The following is a 26,733-nucleotide window of genomic DNA, read 5'->3' on the forward strand; positions in this document are numbered from 1 at the left end:
GCCGTCGGCGAGGAGGACGTTGGCGAGGCCGCGGACCGACTGGTGCATGTCGACCAGGTAGGTGCCCGCGGGGTAGGAGACTCCTCCGACGCTCGTGGCGGCCGTGGTCCGCGACACCTCGACTCCGTGGGCGAGCAGCTGCGCGACGAGTGTCTCGGCGTCCGAGACGGAGCGCTGCGTGCCGTCGACGGGGATGACGTAGGCGCGCGGGTACTCGGTCGTGTAGACGTCGGTCTCGTCCCAGATCTCGGTCCACTCGGTCGGCACGCCCGCGGGCAGGTCGGCCGCGGAGACGTCGGCGGGGATCTCGACGGCGGGGGCGCCGGTGACGCCGCGCTCGAAGATGGCGACCTGGTTGCTCAGGAGCGCGTCGCGGTTGGCCTCGATGTAGTCGACGGAGGCGTCCATGACGATCCCGGCGACCTCGACGTCGATGTCCGCGTTGGCCTGGCCCTGGGCGATCTCCTCCGGAGTGCTGTTGGCCGTGCGGCCGAGCGGAAGCTCCACCGTGTTGGTGATCGCGCCCTGGAAGGCGACGTACTGCGGGGCGAAGATGGGGGGCCAGTCGTCCCAGCCCGCGCGGATGTCGCGGTAGGGGATGAGGATCTTCCCGGTGTTGTCCGTGGTGGCGCTGCCGTCCTCGGCGAGGTAGGTGTTGCCGGGCACGTCGGCCTCGACGACCCGGCGCTCGATCTCGAGCGCGGTCGCGTAGGCGTGCGGAAGGAAGAGGTCGTACTCGTAGTTCTCGCCGTGCGGCGGGCCGCAGGGCTCGACCTGGAGGATCCCGGTGTAGCCGTGGATGTCGATGAAGTACGTGGGCTGGAGGACGCTCGAGAGGTCGCGGATCACGGCCGCCTCGCTGGTGGCTCCGGTGATCATGTCGCGGTTCGGGTCGTAGCCCGCGGCGACCGCGCGCTGGCCGAGGGCGCGGCCGTCGGGGTTGTTGGTGACGGTGAAGTAGAGGCGGTTGCCCTCGAGCAGCGCCTCGGTCTCCGCGTCCTCGGCGGTGGCGACGCCCTCGATGTACTCGAGGATCGCGTCGCTGCCCTCCCACTCGTTGCCGTGGATGTTGCCGTTGAACCAGACCGGCACCTTGTAGCCGTCCATCAGCTCGGCGTCGGCGGCCGCGGCGGCGGGCTCGTACTTGAGCCGGTCGCGCCACTCGGCCTGCTGAGCCGTCTCGGCCTCGGTCTCGGGGGCGGTGACGGTGACCAGGTAGATGTCGCGGCCGAGGCCGGACTTCCCGACCACCTGGGTCGAGACCCGGTCGGAGCGGGCGGCGAGCGCGTTCAGCTGCGGCGCGATGGCGTCGTAGGGGGTGACTCCGCGCAGGAGCGAGGCGTCGGTCGGGTCGACGGGCACCTCGGTCAGCGGGGTCTGCTGCGGGTAGCTGGTCGGCACCGCGATCGGAGCGGACGGCGGACGCACGATGTCCACGCGGGTGTAGTCGGCGGGTGCTGTCGTCGTGGCGGTCGCCGGCGGGGCGACCAGGAGGCCGCCGGCGGCGAGCGCGAGCGCGGCGCATCCGGAGGCGAGGGCGGTTCGAGATCTCAAGCGGAGTTCTTCCCTTGTCGAGGCGTGACGGAACGGATCGGGCCCCCGTCGGCGTCCGGATCTCCGAATCGGATGTGAACCCTCTCAGGAAGATAGAGGCTCCATGTTTCCGTCACGTGTCGGCCGGATCACCTCCGCGAGATGCCTCATCGGAGGCCTGGCGCGGCGAGTCGAGTGCCGGAGCGGCATCCGACGAGAGGAGGAAGGAGGGCCCGGTCAGAGGAAGAGGGAGAGGACGAGCGTGGCGCCGAGCGCGAGGACGGAGGCGAGGGAGACGCCGACGGTCACGGACTTGAGAGCGCCGCGGACCGACTGGCCGAGGAAGCTCTGCAGCAGCCAGAAGGTGTTCGAGGTGACGTGGATGCAGAACAGCGCGCCGGAACCCGCGGCGAGTGCGATCAGCAGCGGGTCGAGGCCGAGTGTCGCGGCGACCGGCGCGACGACTCCGGCCGCCGTGATCGCCGAGAGGGTGACCGAGCCGACCGCGATGTGCAGCACGGCCGCCATCACCCAGACGAGCAGCAGCGGCGCGGTCGCCGAGGTCGAGAAGTAGCCCTTCAGGATCTCGCCGAGGTCGCCCTGCGCGATCACCGCGGCGAGCGCCCCGCCGACGCCGGTGAGCAGGAAGATCTGCCCGCCGTCCTGGAAGCCCTTGGCGACCGCCTTCTCCATCCGCGCGGTTCCCACGGTGGACCGGCCGACCACTCCGGTGCCGATCACGGCGAGGAGGAGCGCGATGACGGGGTTCCCGAGGAACTGCAGCACCGGCAGCTCGATCCCGGAGACGGTGAGCACCGCCTGCGCGGCGATGAGCAGGAGGGCGAGGAGCATGGGCGCGAAGAGGAGCAGGAGCGGGCGCTCGCGGGCGGAGTGGGCGTCCTGCGCTCCGGCGGGACCCGCCGCGTCCTCGACGGACGAGCCGGACGAGCCGCCCGATGCCGCTCCGGCTCCGCCCGAGGACGCCCCGCCGCTCCCCCGCGCGCCGAACGACGGCAGCCGTCCGCCGTCCGCGGCGGGCGACGCCCCCACCGTCGCGAGCCCGGTCGTGTCGTCGCGCACGACCAGCTGCTCGTCGCGCGCCGGGTCCCAGAAGCCGAGGCGGAACGCGAGCGACATCAGCAGGATCGTGACCACGACCGTCGGCGCCACCACCGCGAATCCGCCGAGCATCATCACGCCCAGCGGCACTCCGAGCAGCCCCGCGAGCGCGACCGCGGCGAAGCCGGGCACCATCATCACGATGCCCGTCTCGAGCCCGACGGCGAAGGTCACGGCGACGATGCCGGTGCCCGCGCGCCCCAGCCGCGGCGCGATCCGGCGGGCGAGCGGGGCCGCGATCACGATCAGCGCGTCGACGAAGATCGTCTGCAGGTAGGTGGCGAAGGAGAGGCCCAGCGCGTAGGGGATCCCGCGGCGGCCGAAGACGCGCAGCAGGCCCTCGACGAGCCGGACGACGGCGCCCATCTCGTTGAGCATCGCGCCGATGAGCACGCCCCAGCCGATCAGGAGGCCAGCTTCCATCATCACCTCGCCGAAGCCGGTGGTCATCGTGGAGACGGTGTCGACGGGGCCGAGCCCGGTGAGCAGGCCGATCGCGGCGGCTCCGACGGCCAGCGCCAGCACCGGGTTGAACCGGAAGCGCACGATCGCGACGACGACCACGACGATCACGAGGGCGACGACGCCCAGGGTGTACCACTCGGGCATGACGTCCTCCTCCGCCCGCGACTGCGCGTGCCGTCACACCCTAGGGGACCGCCGCGCACCCCCTCGCTCCCGCCGGGCACGGGGCCCTAGCGTGGACGCATGGCACTGACGCTCCCCGAGCCCCGACTCCCCTCCCTCCTCGACTCCCCCGTCCTGCGCTGGGGGGTGATCGCGCCCGGCTCGATCGCCGGCTCGTTCGTCGAGGCGCTGCAGAAGCACACCCGGCAGCGCGTGGTCTCGGTGGGCTCCCGCTCGCTGGAGCGCGCGGAGCGGTTCGCGAGCCGGTTCGGGATCGAGCGGGCCTCGGCCGGCTACGAGGCCGTGGTCGAGGATCCGGAGGTCGACGTGGTCTACATCGCGTCGCCGCACTCGGAGCACGCCCGCCAGGCGCTGCTCGCCATCGCCGCGGGCAAGCACATCCTGGTCGAGAAGCCGTTCGCGCCGACCCCGGGCGAGGCCGAGATGATGGTGCACGCCGCGCGCGACGCCGGAGTCTTCGCGATGGAGGCGATGTGGATGCGCTACCTGCCGCACATGGACGTCGTGCGGCAGCTGCTCGCCGACGGGGCGGTCGGCGCGCCCGCCGTCGTCTCGGCCGACTTCGGCGCCGCCTTCGACTTCGACCCCTCCAGCCGGATCTTCGACCCGGCGCTCGCGGGCGGCGGCCTGCTGGATGTCGGCGTCTACGCCTCCTCCTTCGTCTCGATGGTGGCGGGCGCCCCGCAGAGCACCGTCGTCGCCGGCAGCATGACCTCGACCGGCGTCGACGCGACCGCGACGATCGTCGGCAGCCACGCGCACGGGGTGCAGTCGGTGGCCACCTCGACCGTGCTGGCCGACACCCGCCACGCGGCGAGCGTCGCGGGGCGGGCGGGGCGGATCGACGTGCACCCGTCGTTCTGGACGCCGGGCGGCGTGACGCTCACCCGCGGCTCCGAGAGCGGGTCGTGGATCGACGAGACGCCGCTCCAGGGCGGCGAGGGCCTCGCCTGGGAGGCGCTGCACGTCGCGCAGTACGTGACGGAGGGGCGCACCGAGTCGCCGCTGCACCCGCTCGACGAGGTGGTCGCCGTGGTGCGGACCCTCGACGACGCGCGCCGCCGGCTGGGCGTCTCGGTGTAGGGCGGGCGGCGGGAGACCGCCGTCCCGGCCCTCAGCCCGCCGGCAGCTCGACGCGGAAGCTCGTGCGCCCCGGCTCGGACGCGACGAGGACGCGCCCGCCGTGGGCGTCGACGACCGCCGCCACGATCGCCAGGCCCAGCCCCGTCGATCCGGTCGTGCGCGCTCGGGAGGAGTCGCCGCGGGCGAAGCGCTCGAACAGCACCGGCACCAGCTCCGGCGCGATGCCCGGGCCGGAATCGGTGACCGTGACGACCGCGATCGGCCGCCCCTCCGACACCTCCTCGGCGAGCGCCGCCACGACCCGCGTGCCGGGGGGCGTGTGCACGGTCGCGTTCCGCAGCAGATTGGCGACCACCTGGTGCAGCCGGAAGCCGTCGCCGCGGATCTCGATCGGCTCCTCGGGGAGCTCGAGGTCCCACTCGTGGTCGGGGCCCGCGGCGTGCGCGTCCGAGAGCGCCTCGATCACGAGCAGCGTCAGGTCGACGGGCTCCTTCTCGAGGTCGCGGCCCTCGTCGAGGCGGGCGAGCAGGAGGAGGTCCTCGACCAGCGAGGTCATCCGGGTGGCGGCGGACTCGATCCGATCGAGGGAGTAGGCCGCCGACTCCGGCAGCTCGGTCCCGCCGCGCCGGGGCAGCTCCGCGTAGCCGCGGATCGCCGCGAGGGGGGTCCGCAGCTCGTGCGAGGCGTCGGCGACGAACTGCCGCACCTTGTCCTCGCTCGCCTGCCGCGACTCCAGAGCACCGGTGACGTGGTCGAGCATGCGGTTGAAGGCGGCGCCGACGCGGCCGACCTCGGTGCGGGTGTCGGCGTCCTCCTCCGGGACCCGCTCGACCAGCTCGACGGCGCCGCGGTCCAGCGGCAGCTCGGCCACGCGGGTCGCCGTCGCCTCCACCCGCTCCAGGGGCCGCAGTGCCACGCGGATGATCGCGGTGGCGACGAGGGCGACCAGCAGCATCGCCAGCAGCACCACCACGACGACCACCCAGGTGAGGGAGGCGAGCGTCTCGGCGACCTCGCCCAGGGGGACGCCGACGACGACGACGGAGCCCTCGACCGCCGCCGCGCGCACGCGGTAGGTCCCGAGGCTCCCGGGCAGCTCGATGGTCGCCTCCTCGCCCCCTGCGGCGACGGCCGCCGCGAGCACCGAGTCGGCCGGGTCCGAGAACTGCCGGCAGACCCCGTCGGCGTCGACGTAGGCGCCGATGAAGGAGCCGTCCGAGCCCTGGACGGCGGTGATGGTGCTGAGGTTCTGGCTCGGGCCGCCGCCGAAGGATCCGCTGGGGCAGGTCGTGGCCTGCTCGATCGCGCTCGACCCGCCGAAGCGGCTCGGCCCGTCGAAGTCCTGGAGGCGCGTGACCGACTGGCTGAGCGACGCGTCCGTGCTGCCGTAGAGGATCGACCGCGCCGAGAGCACGCTCACCGCTCCCACGACGCCCGCCGTCACCGCGACGAGCGCGACCACGGCGACGACCATCCGCCGCCGCAGAGTCCACGGCGCGCGCCGGCCGCTGCGGGAGCTGCGGAGGGCGGAGCGGGTCGCGAAGTCGCCGAGCGACGGGCGGCCGGTGCGGCTCACTGGTCGGCGGGCTTCAGGAGGTAGCCGGCGCCGCGCACGGTGTGGATCATCGGCGAGCGGCCGGCGTCGATCTTCTTGCGCAGGTACGAGATGTAGATCTCGACCACGCTCGACTTGCCGCCGAAGTCGTACGACCAGACCCGGTCGAGGATCTGGGCCTTGCTGAGCACGCGGCGCGGATTGCGCATCAGGAAGCGCAGCAGCTCGAACTCGGTGGCGGTCAACTCGATCTCGTCGCCGCCCCGGCGGACCTCGTGGCTGTCCTCGTTCAGCACCAGGTCCCCCACGACGACCTCGGGGTCGTCCGCGTCGTTGGCGAGCAGGGTGCTGCGGCGGATGAGGCCGCGCATCCGGGCGACCAGCTCCTCGAGGGAGAAGGGCTTGGTGACGTAGTCGTCGCCGCCGGCGGTGAGCCCGGCGATCCGGTCGTCGAGCGCGTCCTTCGCGGTGAGGAAGAGGACCGGGGTCTCGCTGCCGTCCGCGCGGACCCGCTGCAGGACCTGGAGGCCGTCGATGTCGGGGAGCATCACGTCGAGCACGATCACGTCGGGCCGGAACTCGCGGGTGATCGTGATCGCGGCGCGGCCCTCAGCGGCGGTGCGCACCTCCCAGCCCTCGTAGCGCAGAGCCATCTGGAGCAGGTCGGTGAGGGTGCTCTCGTCGTCGACGACGAGGACGCGGATCGGCGTCCCGTCGGCCCGCTTCAGGCGGGTGCGCTGCGCGGGGGCGAGGTGCTTCGAGGGGGCCGGGGTGCTCATGACTCCAGTATCGGGAGTTCCCTATGGATCGGCTATGACCGGCCGATGCCGTCACTGTGCGCTCCCGATGCGTCCTCCGCGGGATCGGCGTCGAGCTCCTCCGGAGCGATCGCCGCGGTGCGCGCGTAGCCGCGGACCCGCCGGTCGATGAAGGTCGCCGCCCAGAGCAGGACGCCGATCACGAGCAGCACCCCCGCGATCCCGTACTGGGCCGTGTCGCGTCCCGAGGTGATCGGCAGCACCAGGTAGACGCAGGCGATCGTGCCCAGCACCGGCAGCACGGTGGGGGTCCGGAAGTGACGGTGCTCGACCGGCTGCCGCCGCAGCACCAGCACGGAGACGTTGACGACGGCGAAGACCGTCAGCAGGAGGAGCGACGTGGTCCCGCCCAGCAGCACCGCGATGGGGTCGGAGGGGTCGCGCGACACGTAGGCGGTGAGGAGCAGGGCGATCACCGTCGTGAAGAGGATCGCGGCCCACGGCGTGCGCCGTCCGCGCAGCACGTTCTGCAGGAACGGCGGCAGCACGCCCTGGCGGCTCATCCCGTAGAGCAGGCGGCTGGCCATCATCATGTTGATCAGCGCGCTGTTGGCCACGGCGAAGAGCGAGATGAAGGGCAGGAGCGTCGAGATCGGGAAGTCGGGCGCCGCGGCCTCGACGACCGTGACGAGCGGAGTGTCGTTGCCGGCCAGCTCCCCCACGGGGACGATCGCGACGGCGAGCGTGGACACGAGCACGTAGACCACGGCGGTGATGCCGAGACCCGTGAGCATCACGCGCGGGAAGATGCGGCTGGGCTCCTTCGTCTCCTCCGCCATGTTCACGGAGTCCTCGAATCCGACCATCGCGAAGAACGCCAAGGAGGTCGCGGTGCTCACCGCGAGCAGCAGCGACTTGTCCTCCGGCGCCTCGAACGCGACCACCCGCGAGAAGTCGGCCTGCCCGCCGAACACGGCGAAGAAGCACACGAAGATCACGAGCAGCAGGCCCGAGAGCTCGATCAGGGTGAGCACCACGTTCAGCCCGACGCTCTCGGCGACGCCCCGCAGGTTCACCAGGGCGATGCAGACCATGAACACCAGCGCGATGCTCAGCCGCGTCCCCGCGCCGTCCCCGAGCCCGAAGCCGATCGCGAAGTTGCTCGCGAAGGCGCCCGAGGCGGCGGAGGCCGAGGTGATCCCGCTCGCCATCACGGTGAAGCAGACGAGGAACGTGACGAAGTGGATCCCGAACGCCTTGTGCGCGTAGAGCGCGGCGCCCGCCGCCTGCGGGTACTTCGTCACCAGCTCCAGGTAGGAGCAGGCGGTGAGCGTGGCGACGACGAACGCGATCACGAAGGGGAGCCACGCGGCCCCGCCCACCTCGGCCGCGACCTGCCCGGTGAGCGCGTAGATCCCGGTCCCGAGGATGTCGCCGACCACGAACAGCAGCAGCAGCTTGGGGCCGAGCACCCGCTTGAGCTCGGGCGGGGCGGACGTCTCTCTCGTGGCGGTCATCGTCGGCCCCTCCCGTTGCGGATGAGCGCGAGCCTACGACCGCGGGCACCGCCCCGGGAAGAGCGGGCGCCCCCGGAGGAGGAGCCGACGACACCCACGACTCCGCCGTCGCGCCGTGCGCAGCGCAGCCTCCACCCCGCCGTCGGGAGGCTGCGCGAGGCCGGCTGACCGGATGCTGCCACGGCCGGAGCCTGCCCGGACGTCCGGTGGGCCCCCGACCCTCCGCCCCGCGCGGAGCCGGGGGTCCGCCGCATGTCCGGATGCTGCCGTGCCCGGATGCTGATCTGGTTCCGCCGACGGGCCTCCGCGAGGCTCGGAGGACCACGACGAGAGGACGCACCATGACCGCCACTGCACCCGCCGCCACCCCGCACCTCGGCCCCGTCGCCGCCGGAGGCGCCCTCGCCTGGGCCGCGCTGGCCGCGCTGCTCCTGCTCGGGGAGCCGCACCCCGCGGCGGTCCTCCTGCTCGTGCTCGCCGCCGCCGCCGCGACCTCGCTGAGCGTCGTGGCCGTCGCCCGCCGGCAGCCCCCCGCCCGCCGTACCGGAGTCGTGATCGGTCTCCTCGCCCCCCTCCTCGCGAACGCCGGTCTCACTCCGCTCGCCGCGCTGGTCGGCCCGGCCGTGTTCGGAGCGGCGGCGCTGGTCCTCGCCGGTGAGCTCGCCGTCGTCGCGGTTCTCGCGCGGCGGCGCTGAGTGCGCGCCTCCTACACTCGGGAGGGTCGGGAGAACGGGGGGCCGCCGGTGCTGAGCGAGAACGCGATCGCGCTGTACCTGCACGCGTCCGTGCGCGGAGACTGGTCTCTCGAGAGCGCGTCGGACGAGCTCGGCGTCACCGTCGACGGCCTCCGCGAGGCGCGTGACGAGCTGATCGGGCTCCGGCTGCTCGCTCCGCTGCACGCGGGGGCGGAGTCGCTCGCCACGGCCGCACCGGACATCGCCCTGGCCGAGCTGATCGCCGACGACGAGCGGCGCCTCCTCGAGCTGCAGACCGGGATCACCCGCCGCCGCAGCGAGCTGATGGCCCTCGTCCCCGCCTACCGGAGCGCCCGCAGCGCCCTCGCCGCCGCGGAGCAGGTGGAGGTGATCGAGGACCCGGCGACCGTCCTCCGGCTGCTCCTCGACCTGCAGCGCGGAGCCTCGGAGGAGGTGCTGATCGCCGCTCCCGGCACCAGCAGCGTGGAGCGGCACGAGGCGAGCGACGCCGTCGACCGCGAGCTGCTCGGGCGCGGCATCGCGAGGCGGACGCTGTACCACGACCGCCGCCGCGACAACGCGGCCCTCCGGCGCTCGGTCGCGGAGCTGGAGCCGCTGGGCGCGCGGTTCCGGACCCTCCCGGTGCTGCCCTTCCGGCTGGTGGTCTTCGACCGCTCCCTCGCGATCGTCGCCCGCTCCCGCGACGAGGACGACCGCGCCGCCCTGGTCGTCCGCTCCCCCGAGCTCGCGGCGACCCTGGCGCGCGTGTTCGACGCGGCGTGGGAGTTCGCAGCGCCCCTGCACGCGGCAGGTGCCGAGGAGGAGCCTTCCCTCTCCGCGGTGCAGCGGTCGATCCTGCAGGGCCTCGCCGCCGGGCTCACCGACGAGGCGCTCGCGGCACGGCTGGACCTCAGCGTGCGCACCTGCCGTCGGCACATCGCCGGTCTCTTCGAGCTGCTCGGCGCCGAGAGCCGCTTCCAGGCGGGCGTGCTCGCGTCTCGGCGGGGCTGGCTGCCGGTCCGGCCGCGCTGACTCAGGCCGTCGGCGAGCTCAGCACCGCGGAGCCGCGGTGTCGGAACGGGGTGTCCGCTAGCGGACACGTCCTCTTCCGGCTCTTGTCCCGGCACTCTCCCAGGTCGAACATGGGGACCGCCGCCGACATCCCCGATGACGGGCGGCCTCCGCACCGCGACTCCGTACCCGACGGGACCGCGGCCCCGACGCCCGCGCCGTACACGACGGACCGCGGCGCATCAGCGACCTGAGCCGAACGCGCGCACAGGCGCTCCTCCGGCGCGCCGTCCGGCACCCCCGACCGACGACGCTCCGGGCCCCCGCTTCCACCTACCCGAAGAGCTCACCCGTGAACCCCAGCACCCCCCACCCTGGTCCTCCCGCTCCACCCGAGATCCGCCCGCTCCTGACGCGCCAGCAGCGCGTCGCCAGCCCCCGTGCCGTCACCAGCCGCGCCAAGCAGCAGTCGCCCTCGCTCATCATGATCGTGCTGCTCTCGGGCGCCGGCGCGCTGCTCTACGGCGCCTTCCTGCTCAACCCGCGCAACATCGGCGACCCCCTCCCGTTCGCCATCGTCATCATCTGCGAGCTCTACCTGATCGGCCAGGCCGCGCTCACGATGTGGACCGCCCTGTCGAGCACCTACGACCCGCGCGACTCCGCCTTCCACTCCGCTCGAGCGACGCTCTACGGGAGCCCGGTCGACGGCATCCCGATCGGCGAGGACCTCTACCTCGGCCGCCGCCGCATCACCGTCGACGTCTTCATCACGACCTACAGGGAGGACCCCGCGATCATCGAGGAGACTGCCCGTGCGGCCCGCGACATGCGCGGCACCCACGTGACGTGGCTCCTCGACGACGGGGACGACCCGCAGGTCGCCGCGATCGCCGAGCGCATGGGCGTCCGCTACGTGGTGCGCGAGGACCGCGCGGGTGCCAAGGCCGGCAACGTGAACCACGCGCTCCGTCTGACCGACTCGGACTTCGCCGTGATGATCGACGCCGACTTCGTGACCGTGCCGGAGTTCCTGGAGGAGACTCTCCCCTTCTTCGCCCACGACGACGTCGCCTTCGTGCAGGCCCCGCAGGTCTACGGGAACGCGCACAACTTCATCTCGCGCGGCTCCGCCTACATGCAGATCGTCTTCTACGCCCTCACCCAGCCGGGCAAGAACAAGTACAACTCCGCCTTCTGCGTGGGCACCAACGCCGTCTTCCGCCGCAAGGCCCTCGACGACATCGGCGGGATGTACGAGGGCTCGCAGTCCGAGGACATCTGGACGTCGATCTTCGTGCACGAGCGCGGCTGGCGCTCGATCTTCGTGCCGATGACCCTCGCGGTCGGGCGCACGCCCGAGACGATCGAGGCCTTCGTCCGCCAGCAGGTCCGCTGGGCCGTCGGCGGGTTCGAGATCCTGCTCAAGCACAACCCGTTCTCGCCGAAGCGCCGGCTCACGACCGACCAGCGCGTGCAGTACTTCATGACCGTCACGTTCTACTTCACCGGGATCGTGCCGCTGGGCCTGATCGTGCTGCCCCCGCTGCAGATCTACCTGAACATCACGCCGGTCAGCCTCGAGGTGCCGCTCGTCGAGTGGATCCTCTTCTACTGCGGGTTCTACGTGCTGCAGATCGGGCTCGCGCTGTTCATCATCGGCTCGTTCCGGTGGGAGACGCTGCTGCTGTCGACCGTCACCTTCCCGATGTACACGAAGGCGTTCTTCCTCGCTCTCGCGGGCCGGAAGCCGGCCTGGACCTCGACGGGCGCGACCGGGCAGGCCGCCTCGCCCTTCAACTTCATCAAGGTGCAGATGGTCTTCCTGGTGTTCCTGGCCGCGACCTCCGTCGTCGGCTTCCTCAAGGCGGAGTGGACCGCGGAGTACTCGGTGGCGCTCGCCTGGAACGTCCTGAACACCCTCACGCTCGGAGCGTTCGCGGTGATCGCGGCGCGCGAGCACGTCCTCCTGAAGCGCGCCGCCCAGGCCGAGGTGGTCGCTCCGAGCGGCCCCGCCGCCGCGGGACGCCACGGACTCGCCGTGGGTGCGGCATGACCGCGCTGCGCTGGCTCGGCTTCCTCGCCTCGTGCGCCCTCGCGCTCGGCGTCGCCGCCGCCGGCCTGGTCCACGCGAACAACTCCTCGCTCACCGTGCGGGCGGCGAGCGCTCAGCTCGTCACCGACGAGTACTCGCTGGGGACGCCCTACGCGGGCACGATCCAGGACCTCACGATCTCCCGCGGCGACGCGGTGGAGAAGGGCGACGTGCTCTTCAGCCTGCAGAGCACCGTCCTCGAGTCCGACATGCAGACGAAGACGTTCACCAGCGCCGATGTCGGCTACCGGATCGAGGAGGGCGGCCTGATGGTCTTCACGGCGGCGCTGGACGGCGTGGTCACGTCGGTCGACGCCGAGATCGGCTCCTTCGTCGAGGAGGACCAGATGATCGCGGTCGTCGCGATCTCGGACTCGATCCACCTCGAGAGCGAGTTCGTGCTCGGCGCCCGGGACTACTCGCGGGTCCCCATCGGCGGCACCGTCGCCGTGGCGATGCCGGACGGGACGACCGTCGACGCCGAGATCTACGACGTCGAGGTGGAGCGGTTCCACGAGGGGCGGGCGACGACCGTCATCCGCGCGCGCACCGACGAGATCACGACGCAGGACTACACCGTGGTTGGAGCTCCCGTCGCGGCGGAGGTGCGGCTCCGCGACGACGGCGACGGCTTCGGCGGCTGGCTGGTCGCCCAGCTCGGCAGGCTCTTCACGCCCGGCGGGTTCGCGCGGTGAGGCGCGGGGCGGGGGCGGCCCTCGCTCTCGCCCTCGCGCTCGCGCTCGCGGGCCTCACCGGATGCACGTCCGACCGCTCCGTGTCCGACTGGGCCGAGGCAGCGTCCGTGCACGCGCGGGAGCTGCCGCAGGTCCCCGGCCCCTACGCGGGGACGCCGCGGCTCGCCGAAGGGGTGCGGCCGCCGACGAACTCGTGGGTGTCCGGACCGGTGTTCGGGGAGGATCTCCCGCTCTACACGGGGATCCTCACCGTCACGCCGCGCGCCGACGGCTTCACCGTCGGCCTCCCGATCGTGGAGGCGGCTCCGCGGACCGTCTACGCCCTCGCCCGGGACGATCTCACCGTGACGGTCCCCTCGAGCGCTGTGGCGCTCTCGGCGTTCGACGACCTCGTCGCGCACTGGAGCCTCGCGGGTGCCGGTGAGCTCGTCGCGGCCGAAGGCTGGCCCTACGCCTCCTACCGGACCGAGAGCGTCCAGACGGTGCTGATCGGAGGCGCCACTTCACCCGAGCGCGTGGCCGACGGCCTGCTCCTGGTCACCGCGGGCGGACAGCGGTACGGGCTGGTGGCGCCCGCCGCCGCCCTCGATACGTTCCCCCGGATGACGCTGGACGGCACGCTGCTCCTCTTCGCGGTGCCTCCGGGAGCGAGCAGGGCGCGGATCGACGAGCTTCGGCGTCGCGCAGTGCCCCTCGAGGGCGCGAGCGTCTCCCACGACGTCACGGCGAGCACCACCACCACGACCTACGCGCTGCGGACCGAGGGCGGCGCCGAGACGTTCTTCGGCCTCGGGGCCGAGGGGGCGATCGGCTACGACACGCTCTACGGCCGGGTGGGGCTCCGTGCGGGAACGTCGTTCTCCCGCGCCGCCCCCTCGATCGTCGAGTCGGGGGCGCTCGATCTCAGCTCCCTCACGGCCGAGGAGAAGACGACGCTCCGGACGCAGGTGCCGCTCGACGCCGCGGCCACCCGCTTCGCCGCGCCCGACACCTACGGAGCCGGCAAGGAGCTCTACCGCGCCGCTGCTCTGCACCGTCTCGCCGTCGACCTCGGCCTGGAGGAGGTGGCGGCCGACCTGCACGACCGGATCGCCGCCGAGCTCGACCAGTGGCTCGACCCGCGCGGCTGCGCACCGGGCGCCGTGAAGTGCGTCGTCTACGACCCCGTGCTCGGAGGCGTCGTCGGCTCCGCGCCGTCGTTCGGGTCCGACGCGTTCAACGACCACCACTTCCACTACGGCTACCTGCTCTCCGCCGTCGGGATGCTGGCCTCCGAGGATCCGTCCCTCCTCGAGCGGTACCGGACCGTCGCGGACCTGCTCGCCCTGGATCTCGCCTCTCCCGTCGACACCGCCGAGTTCCCGCGGCTGCGCGTGTTCGACGCGTACCGCGGCCACTCCTGGGCCTCGGGGCTCGCGCCGGCCCGGGACGGCAACGACCAGGAGTCGGTGTCTGAGGCGGTCAACGCCTGGAACGGCCTCGCCCTCTGGGCCGCCGCCTCCGGGAACGCGCCGCTGCTCGAGGAGGCGCGCTGGCTGCTCTCCCTCGAGACGCAGGCGGCTGCAGACCTCTGGCTGAGCCCGGAGACGCCGGTCGGCTTCGAAGCGCCGTTCGTCGCGATCAACTGGGGCGGCAAGCGCGACTACGCCACCTTCTTCGACGCGACACCCTCGGCGCTGCTGGGGATCGAGCTGATCCCGATGCCGCCGTCGACCGCGTTCCTCCCCGACCCCTCGCGGGTCGACGAGCTCGTGGCCGGAGCCCCAGGCGCGCCGCTCGCCGACTACGTGCTGATGCTGCAGGCGACGAGCGACCCGGCCGCGGCTCTCGCGCGGGCGGAGCGCCTGCCGGACTCCTCGATCGACAGCGCCGACTCGCGCAGCTACCTATCGGCGTGGATCCTCACCCGCTGATCCCGCGCAGCCCGCTCGCGTTCCTCAGGCCGCGTGCGCTCCGAGGAACGCGAGCGCCCGCGGCCAGGCGTCGGTCGCCGCCTCGGCCTGGTAGGTCTGCTCGTTCGCGTCGTTGAAGAAGGCGTGGCCCGCTCCCGGGTAGACGACGACCTCGACGTCCTTGCCCTCGGTCGCCTCGCGGATGCGCGGCACCTGCTCGACAAGGGGAGCGTCCTGATCGCCCAGGAACGCGAGCACCGGCACCTGCAGCGCGCCGAGCTCGTCGGCGGACGCGGTGACGTGCCCGTAGAACGGCACGGCCGCCGCCAGCCGCGGCTCGGCCAGCGCGAGCGCCCACGAGAAGGTGCCGCCGTAGCAGAACCCGGTGACGGAGACGCTGGTCGCGCCCTCCTGGCGCAGGAGCCGCTCGACGAGGGCGCGGAGGATCGCGACGGTGCGCGTCGCGTGCTCCGGAGTGAAGACGGGGGCGAAGAAGGTGCGCAGCTCGACCTGGCGCGGCAGGCGCCGCACCGGGTGGTCGTAGTCGGCGCGCTGCTCCTCGTCGAGCTGCTCGAGCAGGCCGCTGTCGGCCAGGAGCTCGGGGGCGACGACGCTGTAGCCCTCGGCCGCGTAGCGGTCGGCGACCGAGCGGATGTGCCCGTCGACCCCCCAGACCTCGTGGATCAGGATCAGCGCGCGGCCGCCCTCACCGCTGCGGTACACCGGTACGTCGTGCTCGGCCAGGGTCCAGGTCTCATCGCTCGTGGGCATGCTCGCACCCTAGCCCCGGACCCCGGGAGCACGCGTCGTCAGAAGTCGTACTCGCAGTTGCGGAGGTTCGCCACGTCCTCGGTGAGCGTCGGCTCCCCGCCGAGCAGGAACGCGTAGTTCTTCGAGTTGGAGGCCAGGAAGCGCAGCGTCGAGTCGTGCACGCAGTCGCGCTCGGTCAGCAGCACGGACGAGCCCAGGGCCGCCGCCGTCGTCGCTCCCGAGAGGGCGTCGGCGAAGGAGGACCCCGCGGCGAGGAAGACGCTGTCCTGCAGCAGCGACTGGGGGTAGGCGCTGTTCAGCTCGACGCTGGTCTCGTAGCGGTCGCGGCCCGCGATCCTCGAGACCGAGGGGGCGAGGCCGCGACGCGCGAAGTCCGCCACGTACGCGTCCCGGATCGAGGGGTCGCCGCCGAGGAACTCCACGTGCTCCGGCGCCAGGTCGCGCACCGCGGTCGCGGTCGCGGAGTCGGCGCCCGAGGTCGCACCGTCGACCAGCAGCACGGGCTGCGCACGCCAGCCGGCGATCGGCGCGGCCGACAGGGCGTCGGGGAAGTTCGTGCCGGTCGCGACGAACATGTTCGAGTAGGGGCCGGCGACGAAGGCGTCCGCGACGATCCGGCGGGAGGTGTCGTAGCGGTCCGTCCCGCCGATCCGCTCGGTGCCGCCGACGATCGAGCGGATCGCGGAGAGGACCCCGGGGCTCACGCTCAGCTCGCTGCCGACGACCACGACCCGCTCCGGGCGGAGGCGGCGGATCTCGTCGGAGACGACCCGAGGCAGGCGGTCGGGATCGGTGAGCAGGAGCGCGCCTCCGAGGGCGGCGGCGGCCGGGCCGGCGCTCAGCGCATCCGGCCAGTTCGCCCCGCTGGCCACGTAGAGCACCGGGATGCCCGGGGAGAAGTAGCCCGTCGCCTCCACCGAGGTCGCGTAGCGGTCCGATCCGGCGAGGCGGCCGGTGTACTGCTGGTAGTCGCTGCTCAGCGAGAGGTCGATCCCGGCGGCCGATCCGCCCACCGGGACGCGCACGTCGCCCGCGTCGCCCGAGCGGAGGACGTGGTCCCAGTAGCTGTCGTCGATCACGTCGTCGCGGCTCGACGCCCGGACGAGGTAGTCGCCGGGGACGACCTGCTGGAACGAGTACGGGTTGTCGCCGCCCGTGATCAGGTCGAGCTCGCCGGTGCGGAAGTAGCCGTCGGTTCCCGGGTCGCGGTACCAGATGTCGACGCGCTGGTCGCCCGCGACGCCGCTCAGGCGTCCCTCGAGCGACCCCAGCCGTGCGGTGCGCAGCTGCACGCCGGCCGCCGGGGCCTGGAGCGGCTCGGCGCTGCGGGCGACGGCGCTGCCGCCGGACCAGAGGTCGGCGTACAGGTCGGCGTTGTCCTTGATCAGCAGGTAGTAGGTCTGCCCGGCGGTGAGCCCGTCGATGCTGAAGGTGAGGTCGCCGGCGACGGAGTGGTTCCCGAGGAGCCCCGCCTCGCTCGACCAGACCTCGACGTTCAGGAGGGCGCCGCGGGGGGTGGTGGTCGCGATCGAGCCGTCGGCCTCCTCGACCACGACACGGCCGCTGATCGACGCCGCAGCGCTCGCACGGGCGGCGCTCGGCGCCTCGTCCGGCACGGCGGGCAGGGGGGACTCGGCGCTGGGCTGCCAGAGCGGCTGCCCCTCGGGGAGCACGATCGAGCGGGGCGCGTCGGAGGCGGCGACGGGGGCGGCCGACGGCGCGGCCGCCGATGCGGCGGAGGCGAGCGGGCTGGAGCTGATCGCCAGGGCGGCGACGAGGACCGCGGAGGCGGCGGACCTCAGAACGAGCGGGGACACGGCGGAGTGCCTGCTTCCAGGAGGAGGTCGCCCTGCGGTCGACCCGGCGGAGGGGATCGCGCTCATGCTAACGGCGGCCCGCGTCCCGTCGTCCTCCCCGATCAGGGGTCAGGAGACGGGCGGCGTGACCAGGATGTCGTCCCACTCCAGAGCGCGCTCGAACCGGAAGCCGTGCCGCTCGTAGAGGCGGCGGGCGTCGCTGCGCTTCAGCACGTCGAGGCGGAAGGGCAGGCCCGGCCTCGCCTCCTCCGCCATCACCCGGCGCAGGACGGCGCCGCCGACACCGCGGCCCTGCGCGTGCGGCGCCAGGTAGAAGTGCTCGATCCAGACCGCGTCCGGCTCGACCCGCGCGGCGATGCTCCCGGCGAAGGCGCCGTCGAGCTCGATCACCCGGGTGAGCTCGGGCCGGTAGCCGTCGAGGAAGCGGTGCCGCACGCGGTGCTCGTCGTAGCGGTCGAGCGTCTCGAGCGACGGGCGCATGACGACCGCGCGCAGCTCGGCGATCGCCGCGGCGTCCTCCGCGGTCGCGGGGCGGAGCGACCAGTCGGCGTCGTCGGCCACGGTCAGCGGCCGCGGGGCTTGCGGGTGCGCCGCACCGCCGGCGCGGACGCCTTGGCGCGGGCCGGCTTCTTCTTGCCGCCGCCGGCCCTCTCCGCCTTCTCGCGCGCCTCCCGCGCCTTCGCCTTGGCGGCCTTCGCCCGCGACTCGACCTTCGGCGTCGCGGCGGTTCCGCGCGTGGTGTTCGCGCTGCGGCCGCGGACGACTCCGATGAAGTCCTCGACGTCGTCGCCCTTGTCGTCCGTCACCCAGGCGAGGCGGACGGAGGAGGGAGCGACGCCGGTCACCGGCACCGCGGTGACGTCCTTGCGGCTGTGCACGCGCGCCACCGACTGCGGCACGATCAGCACGCCCACGCCGGCCGCGACCTGCTCGACCGCGTCGTCGAGGCCGGCCATGCGCGGCAGCGGGCGCCGCGAGCCGTCCGCGAGCTCCTCGGCGACCGCGGCCCACTCCGGCACGTCCTCCGGATCCTGGAGGAGGTGCTCGCCGGCCAGCTCGGCGACGTCGAGCTCGTCCGCGGCGGCCAGGGCGTGCTCGCGGCCGACGACGGCGACGGGCTGCTCGTCGTAGAGATGGATGGAGCTGAGGGCGGAGGAGGAGACGTCGCCGCGGACGAACGACAGCTGCGCGCGGCCGTCGAGCAGCGCCTGCTCCTGATCGCGCTCGGCGACGACGGTGATGCGCAGCGGGAGATCGGAGCGGCGCTGGCCCCAGACGCGGGTCCACTTGGTGGGGGTGACGCCGGGCACGAGGGCGACGGCGAGCACGGGGCCGGCGGGGACGGCGTCCTCGGCGTCGGAGTCGGCGTCGTCGGAGTCGTCGGCGTCGTCGACATCGCTGTCGTCGGAGTCGCTGTCCTCGGCGTCGAGATCGTCGGAGTCGAGGTGGTCGGAGTCGAGGTCGTCGGAGTCGCCGTCCTCGGAGGCGCCGTCCGTGTCGTCCGACTCGGTTCCGGCTCCGGCGCCGACCGCACCCGATCCGGCCGACGCGTCGTCCGCCGTCGCGTCCGCCCCGCCCTCCGGACGCCCCTCCGCCTCGGGAGCGGCCTGCGGGTCGACGGTCTCGGGCTGCTCGCTCATCCCCTCAGGGTAGGTGGTCCGCGCCGCGCCGGTAGGGTTGCCGCATGGCCAAGGCGACACAGACGATGAAGGCTGCGACCGCGGCGAAGAAGCTGCAGGTCTACCTGCCCGCGACCCCGGAGGAGTTCCAGGAGTCGGCGATCACGCGCGAGCAGTACGACGAGCTCGCCGCGAACCCGCCCGCCTGGCTCGTGCAGCTGCGCGAGGAGGGGCCGCACCCCCGCTCCGTCATCGCCTCCCGGCTGAACGTCTCCATCTCGGGGCTCGCCCGCGGCGGCGTCACCGAGGCGCTGACCACTCCCGAGATCCAGGCCCTGCTCGACGAGGTCCCCGAGTGGCTGCGCGTCGAGCAGAACCGCTACGCGGAGGTCCGCCGCGAGCAGGCCCGCATCAAGTCCGAGCGCGCCGCCAAGGCCGCCGACTGACCCCACCCCCGCCTGCAGGACCCCGATCCGGCGCGCGCGACGTGCGCTGCGGGCCGGAGCGGGATCCCGCCGAGGGGAGCCGCGCGGCTACTGGTTCGAGAACGCGGCGTCGAACGACGCGGTCGGGGTCCTCCAGAGCAGCGAGCGGATGAAGCCGACGGCCTCCTTCGCGCCGTGGAGGCGGTCCATCCCGGCGTCCTCCCACTCGATGGAGATCGGGCCGGAGTAGCCGATCGACTCCAGCGCGCGGAACGCGTCCTCCCACGGGACGTCGCCGTGCCCCGTCGAGACGAAGTCCCAGCCGCGGCGCGGGTCGCCCCACGGCAGGTGCGAGCCGAGCACGCCCGCGCGGCCGTTCTTCGGGCGCAGGCGGGTGTCCTTGCAGTCGACGTGGTGGATCCGGTCCTTGAAGTCGACGATGAAGCCGACCGGGTCGATGTCCTGCCACATCATGTGCGACGGGTCCCAGTTGAAGCCGAAGGCCGGGCGGTGACCGATCGCCTCGAGGGTGCGCACGCTCGACCAGTAGTCGTAGGCGATCTCGGACGGGTGCACCTCGTGCGCGTAGACCACGCCGTTCGCGTCGAACTCGTCGAGGATCGGGTTCCAGCGCGTCGCGAAGTCCTCGTACCCCTCGTCGATCACGGAGGCCGGCACCGGCGGGAACTGCGCCACGTAGGGCCAGATCTTCGAGCCGGTGAAGCCGACGACCACGTCCACGCCGAGCTTGCGGGCGACCCGCGCCGAGCGCTTCATGTCCTCGGCGGCGCGCTGCCGCACCCCCTCCGCGTCGCCGTCGCCCCAGGTGTAGTCGCGCACGAGTGCCTTGTGGCGGAAGTCGATCGGGTCGTCGCAGACGGCCTGGCCGGTGAGGTGGTTCGAGATGGCGAAGACCTCGAGGCCGTAGCGGTCGAGGATCTCCAGACGCGAGGCGGCGTAGGCGTCGTCCTCGTCCGCGCGCTTGAGGTCGAGGTGGTCGCCCGAGGCCGCGATCTCGAGTCCGTCGTAGCCCCACTCGGCGGCGAGTCGGGCGACCTCCTCGAAGGGCAGATCGGCCCACTGACCGGTGAACAGCGTCACGGGGTGGGTGGCGGGGTAGGTCTTCTCGTCGCTCATGCGGCGATCTCCGTCCGGTCGTCGGCGGTGGGCACGGTCACCCAGGCGCCTGTCTCGGCCGCGTCGAGCACGGCCTCGGTGATGCGCGCCGCGCGGAGGCCGTCGGCGAAGGTCGACAGACCCTCCACGTCGGCGCCCGCCACTGCGGCGTAGGTGTCGCGGGCGAACGCTGTGAAGGCGTCCTGGTAGCCCATCGGATGACCGCTCGGCACGATCGAGAGCCGGGCCGCATCGGGCGCGAGGATCGAGGCGTCGCGCGGCACCAGCAGGGCGCTGTCGCGCCGGCCGACCCACAGCGTCTCGGGGAGCTCCTGCTCGAAGCGCAGCGACTCCTCCAGCCCGGACACCTCGAGCACCAGCTCGTTGCGGTGGCCCGCGGTGACCTGCGAGACGAGGAGCGTGCCGACGGCGCCGCCCTCGAGCCGGACGATCAGGCCGGCCACGTCCTCGGTGCTCACCGGGCGGCCGCCGCGCTCGGCGTGGACGGTGCTCGTGATCGCGGCGAGCGAGTCGATCCGGTCGCCGGTGACGAACTCCAGCAGGTCGACCAGGTGCGAGCCGATGTCGCCGAAGGCGCGCGAGCGGCCGCCGGCGGCCGGGTCGACGCGCCAGTTGTCGTCGGAGGCGCCCAGCAGCCAGTCCTGGAGGTAGCTCCCGCGGACCGTGACCAGACGGCCGGTCTCGCCGGAGGCCACGCGGGCACGGGCCTCGCGCACCATCGGGTGGAAGCGGTAGGCGAACGGGACGGTCGCCACCACGCCGGCGGAGGACGCGGCCGCAGCGAGCGACTCCGCCTCCCGCAGCGTCGCGGCGAGCGGCTTCTCGCAGACCACGTGCTTGCCCGCCTCGATCGCCGCGAGCGCGAGTGCGGCGTGCGTGGCGTTCGGGGTGCAGACGTGCACGAGGTCGATGCTCTCGTCCTCGATCAGGGCCCGGGCGTCCGGGTAGGCGCGCTCGACGCCGAGCTCGGCCGCCGCCCGCTCGCCCTTCTCCGGGGTGGAGGAGGCGACTCCGGCGAGCACCGCTCCGGCGCTGCGGGCCGCGCGGCTGTGCACGGCCGCCATGAAGCCGCCGCCGAGCACGCCGACGCGCAGGGGCGCGGGCATCAGGAGAGGGTCGCTTCGGTCGGGTCCCAGCTCTCGGGCAGTGCGGGGCGGGGCGTCACGGAGCTGGTGACGAGGACCTTCTCGCCGGTCTCGGCGGCCTCGAGCAGCGAGAGCATCACGTCGGTGACGTGATAGGCGAGGTCTCCGGAGGCGGCCTCGGGGCGGTCGGCCCGGATCGCGCGGGCGAGCTCGAGCACGCCGGTGCCGCGGGAGGCGGTCGAGCCGGTCGCCGCGATGACCTCAGGCTCGGCGGACCCGCGGCGGTGCAGGGTGATCTCTCCGTCGTGCTGGTTCGGGTCGGGGAGGACGAGGGTGCCCTCGGAGCCGTTGATCTCGACGAAGCCGGTGCGCGGCAGGCTCGACTCGAAGCTCCACACGCCCTGGGCCGAAGCCCCGGACTCGAAGCGGAGCAGCCCGCCGATGTGCGTCGGGATGGTCACCGGGAACTCGGTGCCCTCCTTCGGGCCGGAGCCCACCACGCGGGTGGCGCGGGCCTGGGACGAGACGGCGGTGACGCTCTCGACGGGGCCGAGGTTCTGCACGAGCGTGGTGATGTAGTACGGGCCCATGTCCAGCAGCGGTCCGCCGCCCTCGGCGAAGAAGAACTCCGGGTTCGGGTGCCACGACTCGGGGCCGGGGCCCTGGAAGAGGGCGAGGGCGGAGAGCGGCGTGCCGATGGCTCCGCTCTCGATCACGCGCTGCGCCGTCTGGAGGCCCGCGCCCAGGAAGGTGTCGGGAGCGGTCGCGACGCGCAGCCCCTTGTCCTTCGCCAGCGCGAGCAGCTCGATCCCGCTGTCGCGGTCGAGCGAGAAGGGCTTCTCGGTCCACACGTGCTTGCCCGCCTCGACCGCGCGGCGCGCGACCTCGACGTGCGCGGCCGGGATCGTGAGGTTCACGACGATCTCGATGCCCTCGTGCGCGAGGAGCTCCTCGACGGTGCCGGAGGCGGGGACGCCGAAGGCCTCGGCCTGGGTCCTCGCCCGCTCGAGGTCGATGTCGGCGACGAAGAGCACCTCGAGGTCGGGGAAGACGGTGAGGTTGGTCAGGTACTGGGTGCTGATGTTGCCGGCGCCGATGACGCCGACGCCCACGCGGCCGGTGCCGCTCATGCGCCGAGCCCCGAGACGTAGCGGTGGGCCGACTCCAGGCCCTCGAAGATGTCGCCGGCGTAGGCGTCGAACTCCAGCACGGGCAGGGCCTGAGGAGCGGCGGCGAGGATCGCCGGGACGTCCATCGCGCCCTCGCCCGCGGGCAGCTGCTCCTGGGTGTCGGCCGAGATCGGGCCGTCCTTCACGTGCAGGAAGCGCACCTGGTCGCCGAGGCGTCCGAGCACCTCGACCGGGTCGTCGCCGCCGACGGCCGCCCAGTAGGTGTCGAGCTCGAGGACCATGCGCGGGTCGAGCAGGCCCGCGAGGTGCTCGAAGGCGCTGCGGCCGTCGACGCGGTTCTCGAACTCGAAGGCGTGGTTGTGGTAGCCGAGCACCAGGCCGCGGGCGGCGGCGGAGTCGACCAGCGCGTTCAGCTCGTCGGCGATGCGGGCGACGTCGTCCGCGGTGGTCCAGCGGGTCGGGTCGACGAAGGGGTCGATCACGGTCTCGACGCCGAGCGAGGCGGCCGTGTCGAGGATCTCGTCGACGGTGGCGTCGCCCTGCGGGCCGAGGAGGCGCGCGTGGGCGCTGGGAGCGCGCAGTCCGCTGGCCGGGAGCGCCGCGCGGTAGGCGTCGGCCAGGTCGACGAACCCGAAGAGCTCGACCGTGGTGAAGCCGATCGCCGCGAGGCGGTCGAGGGTGGCGGGCAGATCGGCCGCGAGCGGCTCGCGCACCGAGTACAGCTGGACAGAGAGGTCTGGGGGTGTGGCCACCGGTGGGGCTCCTGATCGCATCGGAAGGTGTGCCTCGAACCCTACGCGGACTTTTGCTCACGGACAAGCAAAACTAGCCCTGCGCGCCCGCCAAGTCGGGCACCCGCCGCACAGAAGCACGGGCGCTGTGGTTGACTCTGGCCATGTCCCCGCGCCGCCGCATCACCGTCAGCGCGGTCGGCGAGCTGCTGCTCCTGCTGGCCGACGGGGCGCCCCGGACGCGGGCCGACGTGGTCGCCGAGACGGGCCTGCCGCGCGCGGCCGTCTCCGCCCAGCTCGACGTCCTCACCGCCTCCGGCCTGGTCGCCCGGCAGGACGACGCCCCCTCCTCCGGAGGCCGCCCCGCCGCCCGCGTGGCCTTCGACCCCCGGGCGCGCAGCCTCCTCGCCGTCGACCTGGGCGCCGCGCACGCCGTCGTCGCCCTGACCGACCTCGACGGCACGGTCCTCGCCCGCCGCCGCGAGAGCATCGCCATCGCCGACGGCCCCCTCGCCGTCCTCGGCCACGCCCTCGACGTCGCCGCGGCCCTGCTCGGCCGGACTCCGGCGGCCGGCCCGCTCGCGGGAGTCGGCGTCGGCGTCCCCGGACCCGTCGAGCACGCGACGGGCCGCCCGGTGAAGCCGCCGATCATGCCCGGCTGGGACCGCTTCGACATCCCGGAGTTCGTCGGCCGCCGCCTCCCCGTGCCCGTCCTCGTCGACAACGACGTGAACCTGCTGGCGCTCGGCGAGCACGCCGACCACTACGCCGACGTCGACGACCTCCTCTACGTGAAGGTCTCCACCGGCATCGGAGCCGGGATCGTCAGCGGCGGCGCCCTGCAGCGCGGAGCCCTCGGAGCGGCGGGCGACCTGGGCCACGTGCAGGTCCCCGGCGACCGCGGCGAGGCCGACCTCGAGGCGATCGCGAGCGGCTCGGCGATCGCCCGCCGGCTGACCGAGTCCGGGATCGACGCCGCCAGCACCTCCGACGTCGTCACCCTGCTGACCGGCGGGGACCCCACCACCGTCGAGCTCACGCGCGCCGCCGGCCGCGACATCGGCGAGGTGCTCGCCACCTGCGTGAACCTCCTGAACCCGTCCGTCATCGTCGTCGGCGGCAGCATCGCCCAGGCCAGCCACGAGGTCCTCGCCGGGGTCCGCGAGGTCGTCTACCGCCGCTCCCTCCCCCTGGCGACCCGCGCGCTCGACATCGTGCAGGCCGCGGCCCAGGGCGGAGGCGTCCGCGGCGCCGCCCTGATGGTCCGGCGCCACCTCCTCTCCCCCGCGCACGTCGACGCCTTCCTCGACGCCTGAGCCGCCGGCGCGGGCCGTCGCGCCCCGGTGAGACGCCGCGGGTCGGCGTGCCGATTCGACCGGGCGCCGCAGGGGGCAGAGAATGAATCGGTGCCCGACCTGCAGCTCTCCTTCCCCTGGGAGACGCAGCCCGTCTTCACGGACGCCGAGCCCCCGCACCTCCGGAGGGTCGTCGCCGACTCCTCGGACCGCGTCGCCTGGCTCCGCGCCCGCTCGCGCGGCATCACGGCGACCGACGTCGCCCGCCTCTCCTCCCCCGCCGCGATCGGCAGGGCCGCGCTCGACAAGCTCTACGGCACCGGCTTCGGCGGCAACGCCTTCACCGACCACGGCCGCGCCCGCGAGCCCGAGATCGCCGCCTGGGTGCGGAGCGAGCACGCGATCGAGCCCAGCAGCACCCTCTTCCACGCGAGCCAGGAGCGGCGCCACCTCGCCACGCCCGACGGCATCGGCCTCCGCGAGGACGGCCGACTCGAGCTCTGCGAGATCAAGACCACGACGAAGCCGTGGCGGAGCATCCCGCGCCACTACCTGCGGCAGGTCTTCTGGCAGCAGTACGTCCTCGGCGCCGAGCGCACGCTCGTCGTCTGGGAGCAGCACCGCGACTTCGTGCCGATCGAGGGCGAGCCGAACTCCCGCTGGGTCGACCGCGACGAGGACGAGATCCACATCCTCGTGCGGCTGGCGGGGATGCTGATGGCCGAGCTGCACGAGCGGACGCGCGCCCGGTGACGGTCCTCCTCCTGCACGGCCTGGGCGGCGACCGCTCCCAGCCGCTGGGACTGCTGCGCTCCGCCCTCCCCGCCGGCAGCGAGGTCATCGCTCCGGACGTCCGCGCCCACGGCGCCTCCGAGCTGCTCGGCGCGCCCGACGACTTCTCCCTCGAGGCGCTCGCCGACGAGGTGATGGAGGAGGTCGTGCGCGCCGGAGCCGCGCACAAGCCGCTCACGGTGCTCGGCATCTCGATGGGCGCCGCGATCGCCCTGCGCCTCGCGGTCCGACGCGTGCTGCCGATCGACCGCGCCGTCTTCGTGCGCCCCGCCTTCACCGCCGAGCCGCTGCCCGAGAACCTCACCGTGTTCCCCGTCATCGCGCAGCTGCTGCACGACCACGGCGCGAAGCGCGGCGAGCGGATGTTCCGCGCCTCGGGCCTGTTCGCGCGCGCCGCCGAGGTGTCCCCCGCGTCGGCGGAGGCGCTGACACTGCAGTTCCGCTCCCCGCGCGCGGCCGAGCGCGCCGTCCGTCTCGCCCAGATCCCGCGGAACGCCGCCTACCGCGATTCCGGAGAGCTGGGCGAGGTCATCGCGCGCACCCTGGTGATCGCGGCCGAGCGCGACCCCGTGCACCCGGTCGAGGTCGCGGAGGCGTGGGCTAGGGCTCTTCCGGATGCGGACTGCGAGCGGGTGCCGTCGCGGGACGAGGGCTTCGCCGCTCAGCAGGACCGGATCCGCGGGCACGTCCGCGGCTGGCTCGCTCAGCGCTGAGGTCCTCGAGCGCGAGCACCAAGCCGACGAACGCGAGCCAGAGCACTGCGATCGCCGTCGCCACGAACTCGAGCGTGCCGCCGAGCCGCAGCCACACGCGCAGGAGCGACAGGATCCCGCCCGTCCCGGCGACGACCGCCACCGAGATCCCCGCGGCGAGCGAGAGCCGCGCGACCGCCGGGCGCCCCCGCACGGTCGCCAGCTGGAGCATCGCGGCGCAGGCGGCCCCGAAGCCGAGGACGGCGGCCGAGGTGTGGATGAGGTCCTGCCAGCGGAAGGCCGGCCCGACCGGCAGCGGGCAGCCCGCCGTGCAGGTCACCTGCGAGGCGAGCGCGAAGCAGGCGGCCGCCAGGAGGATCGCGCCCGCCGGGCGGAGGGCGGGGAGCAGGCGGGCGCGCACCGGCCAGGCGCCCGCGGCGATCAGCGCGCCGCCGGCCGCCACGAGCAGAAGAGCGGCCTCGAAGGCGCCCGCCGTCGGCAGGTCCGGCGCGCCCATCTCGCTGACGTAGACCCAGCGGCTGGTGCCGATGCTGATCCGGGCGGCCAGGAGGACCACGAGCCCGGCCAGGACCAGGAGGGCACCGCCGACCAGCAGGGTACGTCGGCGTCGCATCCCC

Annotated in this window: 24 protein-coding genes; 10 read left to right on the plus strand and 14 right to left on the minus strand. The window is 73.5% G+C overall.

Going from position 1 to position 26,733, the window contains the following annotated elements:
* Together C5C63_RS12395 and C5C63_RS12400 are read right to left on the minus strand one after the other, a co-directional pair.
* Positions 1-1,554, minus strand: a 1,554-nt coding sequence (locus tag C5C63_RS12395; RefSeq protein WP_258065457.1) for a M14 family zinc carboxypeptidase, incomplete at its 3' end; no start/stop codon positions are given.
* 216 nt (positions 1,555-1,770) lie between these two features.
* Entirely contained in the window at positions 1,771-3,261 is a 1,491-nt protein-coding gene (locus C5C63_RS12400) for a GntP family permease (protein ID WP_104326154.1), read from the minus strand.
* A 99-nt stretch (positions 3,262-3,360) separates the two neighbouring features.
* On the opposite strand from C5C63_RS12400, the gene C5C63_RS12405 reads away from it, so the two are divergent.
* Positions 3,361-4,383 (plus strand): Gfo/Idh/MocA family protein, encoded by a 1,023-nt coding sequence (locus C5C63_RS12405; RefSeq protein WP_104326155.1) that lies wholly within the window; start codon positions 3,361-3,363, stop codon positions 4,381-4,383.
* Between the two features lie 31 nt (positions 4,384-4,414).
* On the opposite strand, the gene C5C63_RS12410 is transcribed toward C5C63_RS12405, so the two are convergent.
* Genes C5C63_RS12410 through C5C63_RS12420 form a run of 3 tightly spaced genes read right to left on the minus strand, consistent with a single transcriptional unit; the run spans position 4,415 to position 8,213 of the window.
* Entirely contained in the window at positions 4,415-5,959 is a 1,545-nt protein-coding gene (locus C5C63_RS12410; RefSeq protein ID WP_258065458.1) for a cell wall metabolism sensor histidine kinase WalK, read from the minus strand.
* Entirely contained in the window at positions 5,956-6,717 is a 762-nt protein-coding gene (locus tag C5C63_RS12415) for a response regulator transcription factor (RefSeq protein WP_104223650.1), read from the minus strand. The genes C5C63_RS12410 and C5C63_RS12415 overlap by 4 nt, the downstream gene beginning before the upstream one ends.
* Before the next feature lie 32 nt (positions 6,718-6,749).
* Positions 6,750-8,213: an APC family permease gene (locus C5C63_RS12420; RefSeq protein ID WP_104234223.1), complete on the minus strand. Its 1,464-nt coding sequence runs from the start codon at positions 8,211-8,213 to the stop codon at positions 6,750-6,752.
* Between the two features lie 341 nt (positions 8,214-8,554).
* Between C5C63_RS12420 and C5C63_RS12425 the strand changes: the two genes are divergently transcribed.
* From C5C63_RS12425 to C5C63_RS12450, 5 genes are all read left to right on the plus strand, one after another.
* Complete coding sequence (locus C5C63_RS12425; RefSeq protein WP_104227061.1) at positions 8,555-8,908, plus strand: hypothetical protein; 354 nt, start codon at positions 8,555-8,557, stop codon at positions 8,906-8,908.
* A gap of 48 nt (positions 8,909-8,956) precedes the next feature.
* Positions 8,957-9,940, plus strand: coding sequence for a LuxR C-terminal-related transcriptional regulator (locus tag C5C63_RS17450; RefSeq protein ID WP_104227062.1), 984 nt, complete (start codon positions 8,957-8,959; stop codon positions 9,938-9,940).
* Positions 9,941-10,271: 331 nt separating this feature from the next.
* Positions 10,272-11,975 (plus strand): glycosyltransferase family 2 protein, encoded by a 1,704-nt coding sequence (locus tag C5C63_RS12440; RefSeq protein WP_104326157.1) that lies wholly within the window; start codon positions 10,272-10,274, stop codon positions 11,973-11,975.
* On the plus strand, positions 11,972-12,709 hold the full coding sequence (locus C5C63_RS17100) for a biotin/lipoyl-binding protein (protein WP_181110617.1): 738 nt from the start codon (positions 11,972-11,974) through the stop codon (positions 12,707-12,709). The genes C5C63_RS12440 and C5C63_RS17100 overlap by 4 nt, the downstream gene beginning before the upstream one ends.
* The gene (locus C5C63_RS12450) at positions 12,706-14,622 is read left to right on the plus strand and encodes a glycosyl hydrolase (RefSeq protein WP_104326158.1); all 1,917 of its coding nucleotides are present in this window, start codon (positions 12,706-12,708) and stop codon (positions 14,620-14,622) included. Before C5C63_RS17100 ends, C5C63_RS12450 begins: the two co-directional genes overlap by 4 nt.
* A gap of 24 nt (positions 14,623-14,646) precedes the next feature.
* Here the strand turns inward: C5C63_RS12450 and C5C63_RS12455 are convergent, their stop codons facing one another.
* From C5C63_RS12455 to C5C63_RS12470, 4 genes are all read right to left on the minus strand, one after another.
* The gene (locus C5C63_RS12455) at positions 14,647-15,372 is read right to left on the minus strand and encodes a dienelactone hydrolase family protein (protein ID WP_104326159.1); all 726 of its coding nucleotides are present in this window, start codon (positions 15,370-15,372) and stop codon (positions 14,647-14,649) included.
* Between the two features lie 38 nt (positions 15,373-15,410).
* Positions 15,411-17,189, minus strand: coding sequence for a cell wall-binding repeat-containing protein (locus C5C63_RS12460; RefSeq protein WP_104326160.1), 1,779 nt, complete (start codon positions 17,187-17,189; stop codon positions 15,411-15,413).
* A gap of 108 nt (positions 17,190-17,297) precedes the next feature.
* The gene (locus C5C63_RS12465) at positions 17,298-17,750 is read right to left on the minus strand and encodes a GNAT family N-acetyltransferase (RefSeq protein WP_258065459.1); all 453 of its coding nucleotides are present in this window, start codon (positions 17,748-17,750) and stop codon (positions 17,298-17,300) included.
* Between the two features lie 2 nt (positions 17,751-17,752).
* Complete coding sequence (locus C5C63_RS12470; RefSeq protein WP_104326161.1) at positions 17,753-18,829, minus strand: LysR substrate-binding domain-containing protein; 1,077 nt, start codon at positions 18,827-18,829, stop codon at positions 17,753-17,755.
* A 44-nt stretch (positions 18,830-18,873) separates the two neighbouring features.
* On the opposite strand from C5C63_RS12470, the gene C5C63_RS12475 reads away from it, so the two are divergent.
* Positions 18,874-19,254 carry a DUF5997 family protein gene (locus C5C63_RS12475; protein ID WP_104223641.1) on the plus strand — a complete coding sequence of 127 codons (381 nt, stop codon included), beginning with the start codon at positions 18,874-18,876 and terminating at the stop codon, positions 19,252-19,254.
* Between the two features lie 87 nt (positions 19,255-19,341).
* On the opposite strand, the gene C5C63_RS12480 is transcribed toward C5C63_RS12475, so the two are convergent.
* Genes C5C63_RS12480 through C5C63_RS12495 form a run of 4 tightly spaced genes read right to left on the minus strand, consistent with a single transcriptional unit; the run spans position 19,342 to position 23,337 of the window.
* Positions 19,342-20,370 carry a sugar phosphate isomerase/epimerase gene (locus tag C5C63_RS12480; RefSeq protein WP_181067905.1) on the minus strand — a complete coding sequence of 343 codons (1,029 nt, stop codon included), beginning with the start codon at positions 20,368-20,370 and terminating at the stop codon, positions 19,342-19,344.
* Complete coding sequence (locus C5C63_RS12485) at positions 20,367-21,476, minus strand: Gfo/Idh/MocA family protein (protein ID WP_104292418.1); 1,110 nt, start codon at positions 21,474-21,476, stop codon at positions 20,367-20,369. Before C5C63_RS12485 ends, C5C63_RS12480 begins: the two co-directional genes overlap by 4 nt.
* A complete protein-coding gene (locus C5C63_RS12490; protein WP_104326162.1) occupies positions 21,476-22,585 on the minus strand; it encodes a Gfo/Idh/MocA family protein in 1,110 nt (369 codons plus the stop codon). Before C5C63_RS12490 ends, C5C63_RS12485 begins: the two co-directional genes overlap by 1 nt.
* Entirely contained in the window at positions 22,582-23,337 is a 756-nt protein-coding gene (locus C5C63_RS12495; protein WP_258059739.1) for a sugar phosphate isomerase/epimerase, read from the minus strand. The genes C5C63_RS12490 and C5C63_RS12495 overlap by 4 nt, the downstream gene beginning before the upstream one ends.
* A gap of 143 nt (positions 23,338-23,480) precedes the next feature.
* Here C5C63_RS12495 and C5C63_RS12500 point away from each other — a divergent pair, with 143 nt between their 5' ends.
* From C5C63_RS12500 to C5C63_RS12510, 3 genes are all read left to right on the plus strand, one after another.
* The gene (locus C5C63_RS12500; RefSeq protein WP_104223637.1) at positions 23,481-24,632 is read left to right on the plus strand and encodes an ROK family transcriptional regulator; all 1,152 of its coding nucleotides are present in this window, start codon (positions 23,481-23,483) and stop codon (positions 24,630-24,632) included.
* Positions 24,633-24,731: 99 nt separating this feature from the next.
* Positions 24,732-25,364 carry a YqaJ viral recombinase family protein gene (locus C5C63_RS12505; RefSeq protein ID WP_104238303.1) on the plus strand — a complete coding sequence of 211 codons (633 nt, stop codon included), beginning with the start codon at positions 24,732-24,734 and terminating at the stop codon, positions 25,362-25,364.
* A complete protein-coding gene (locus C5C63_RS12510) occupies positions 25,361-26,116 on the plus strand; it encodes an alpha/beta fold hydrolase (protein ID WP_181110618.1) in 756 nt (251 codons plus the stop codon). The genes C5C63_RS12505 and C5C63_RS12510 overlap by 4 nt, the downstream gene beginning before the upstream one ends.
* On the opposite strand, the gene C5C63_RS12515 is transcribed toward C5C63_RS12510, so the two are convergent.
* Positions 26,004-26,729 (minus strand): DUF998 domain-containing protein, encoded by a 726-nt coding sequence (locus C5C63_RS12515; RefSeq protein WP_104223635.1) that lies wholly within the window; start codon positions 26,727-26,729, stop codon positions 26,004-26,006. The two genes, C5C63_RS12510 and C5C63_RS12515, sit on opposite strands and share 113 nt — an antisense overlap.
* Positions 26,730-26,733: the final 4 nt, after the last annotated feature.

This window comes from Rathayibacter sp. AY1B8 (genome assembly GCF_002932775.1).
Taxonomy (GTDB): domain Bacteria; phylum Actinomycetota; class Actinomycetes; order Actinomycetales; family Microbacteriaceae; genus Rathayibacter.

Excerpts from the sequence above, each read along its gene's own strand:
- C5C63_RS12400 (WP_104326154.1), bottom strand. The coding sequence starts at position 3,261 with ATGCCCGAGTGGTACACCCTGGGCGTCGTCGCCCTCGTGATCGTCGTG.
- C5C63_RS12405 (WP_104326155.1), top strand. The coding sequence starts at position 3,361 with ATGGCACTGACGCTCCCCGAGCCCCGACTCCCCTCCCTCCTCGACTCC.
- C5C63_RS12415 (WP_104223650.1), bottom strand. The coding sequence starts at position 6,717 with ATGAGCACCCCGGCCCCCTCGAAGCACCTCGCCCCCGCGCAGCGCACC.
- C5C63_RS12420 (WP_104234223.1), bottom strand. The coding sequence starts at position 8,213 with ATGACCGCCACGAGAGAGACGTCCGCCCCGCCCGAGCTCAAGCGGGTG.
- C5C63_RS12425 (WP_104227061.1), top strand. The coding sequence starts at position 8,555 with ATGACCGCCACTGCACCCGCCGCCACCCCGCACCTCGGCCCCGTCGCC.
- C5C63_RS17100 (WP_181110617.1), top strand. The coding sequence starts at position 11,972 with ATGACCGCGCTGCGCTGGCTCGGCTTCCTCGCCTCGTGCGCCCTCGCG.
- C5C63_RS12455 (WP_104326159.1), bottom strand. The coding sequence starts at position 15,372 with ATGCCCACGAGCGATGAGACCTGGACCCTGGCCGAGCACGACGTACCG.
- C5C63_RS12470 (WP_104326161.1), bottom strand. The coding sequence starts at position 18,829 with ATGAGCGAGCAGCCCGAGACCGTCGACCCGCAGGCCGCTCCCGAGGCG.
- C5C63_RS12475 (WP_104223641.1), top strand. The coding sequence starts at position 18,874 with ATGGCCAAGGCGACACAGACGATGAAGGCTGCGACCGCGGCGAAGAAG.
- C5C63_RS12480 (WP_181067905.1), bottom strand. The coding sequence starts at position 20,370 with ATGAGCGACGAGAAGACCTACCCCGCCACCCACCCCGTGACGCTGTTC.
- C5C63_RS12485 (WP_104292418.1), bottom strand. The coding sequence starts at position 21,476 with ATGCCCGCGCCCCTGCGCGTCGGCGTGCTCGGCGGCGGCTTCATGGCG.
- C5C63_RS12490 (WP_104326162.1), bottom strand. The coding sequence starts at position 22,585 with ATGAGCGGCACCGGCCGCGTGGGCGTCGGCGTCATCGGCGCCGGCAAC.
- C5C63_RS12500 (WP_104223637.1), top strand. The coding sequence starts at position 23,481 with ATGTCCCCGCGCCGCCGCATCACCGTCAGCGCGGTCGGCGAGCTGCTG.
- C5C63_RS12515 (WP_104223635.1), bottom strand. The coding sequence starts at position 26,729 with ATGCGACGCCGACGTACCCTGCTGGTCGGCGGTGCCCTCCTGGTCCTG.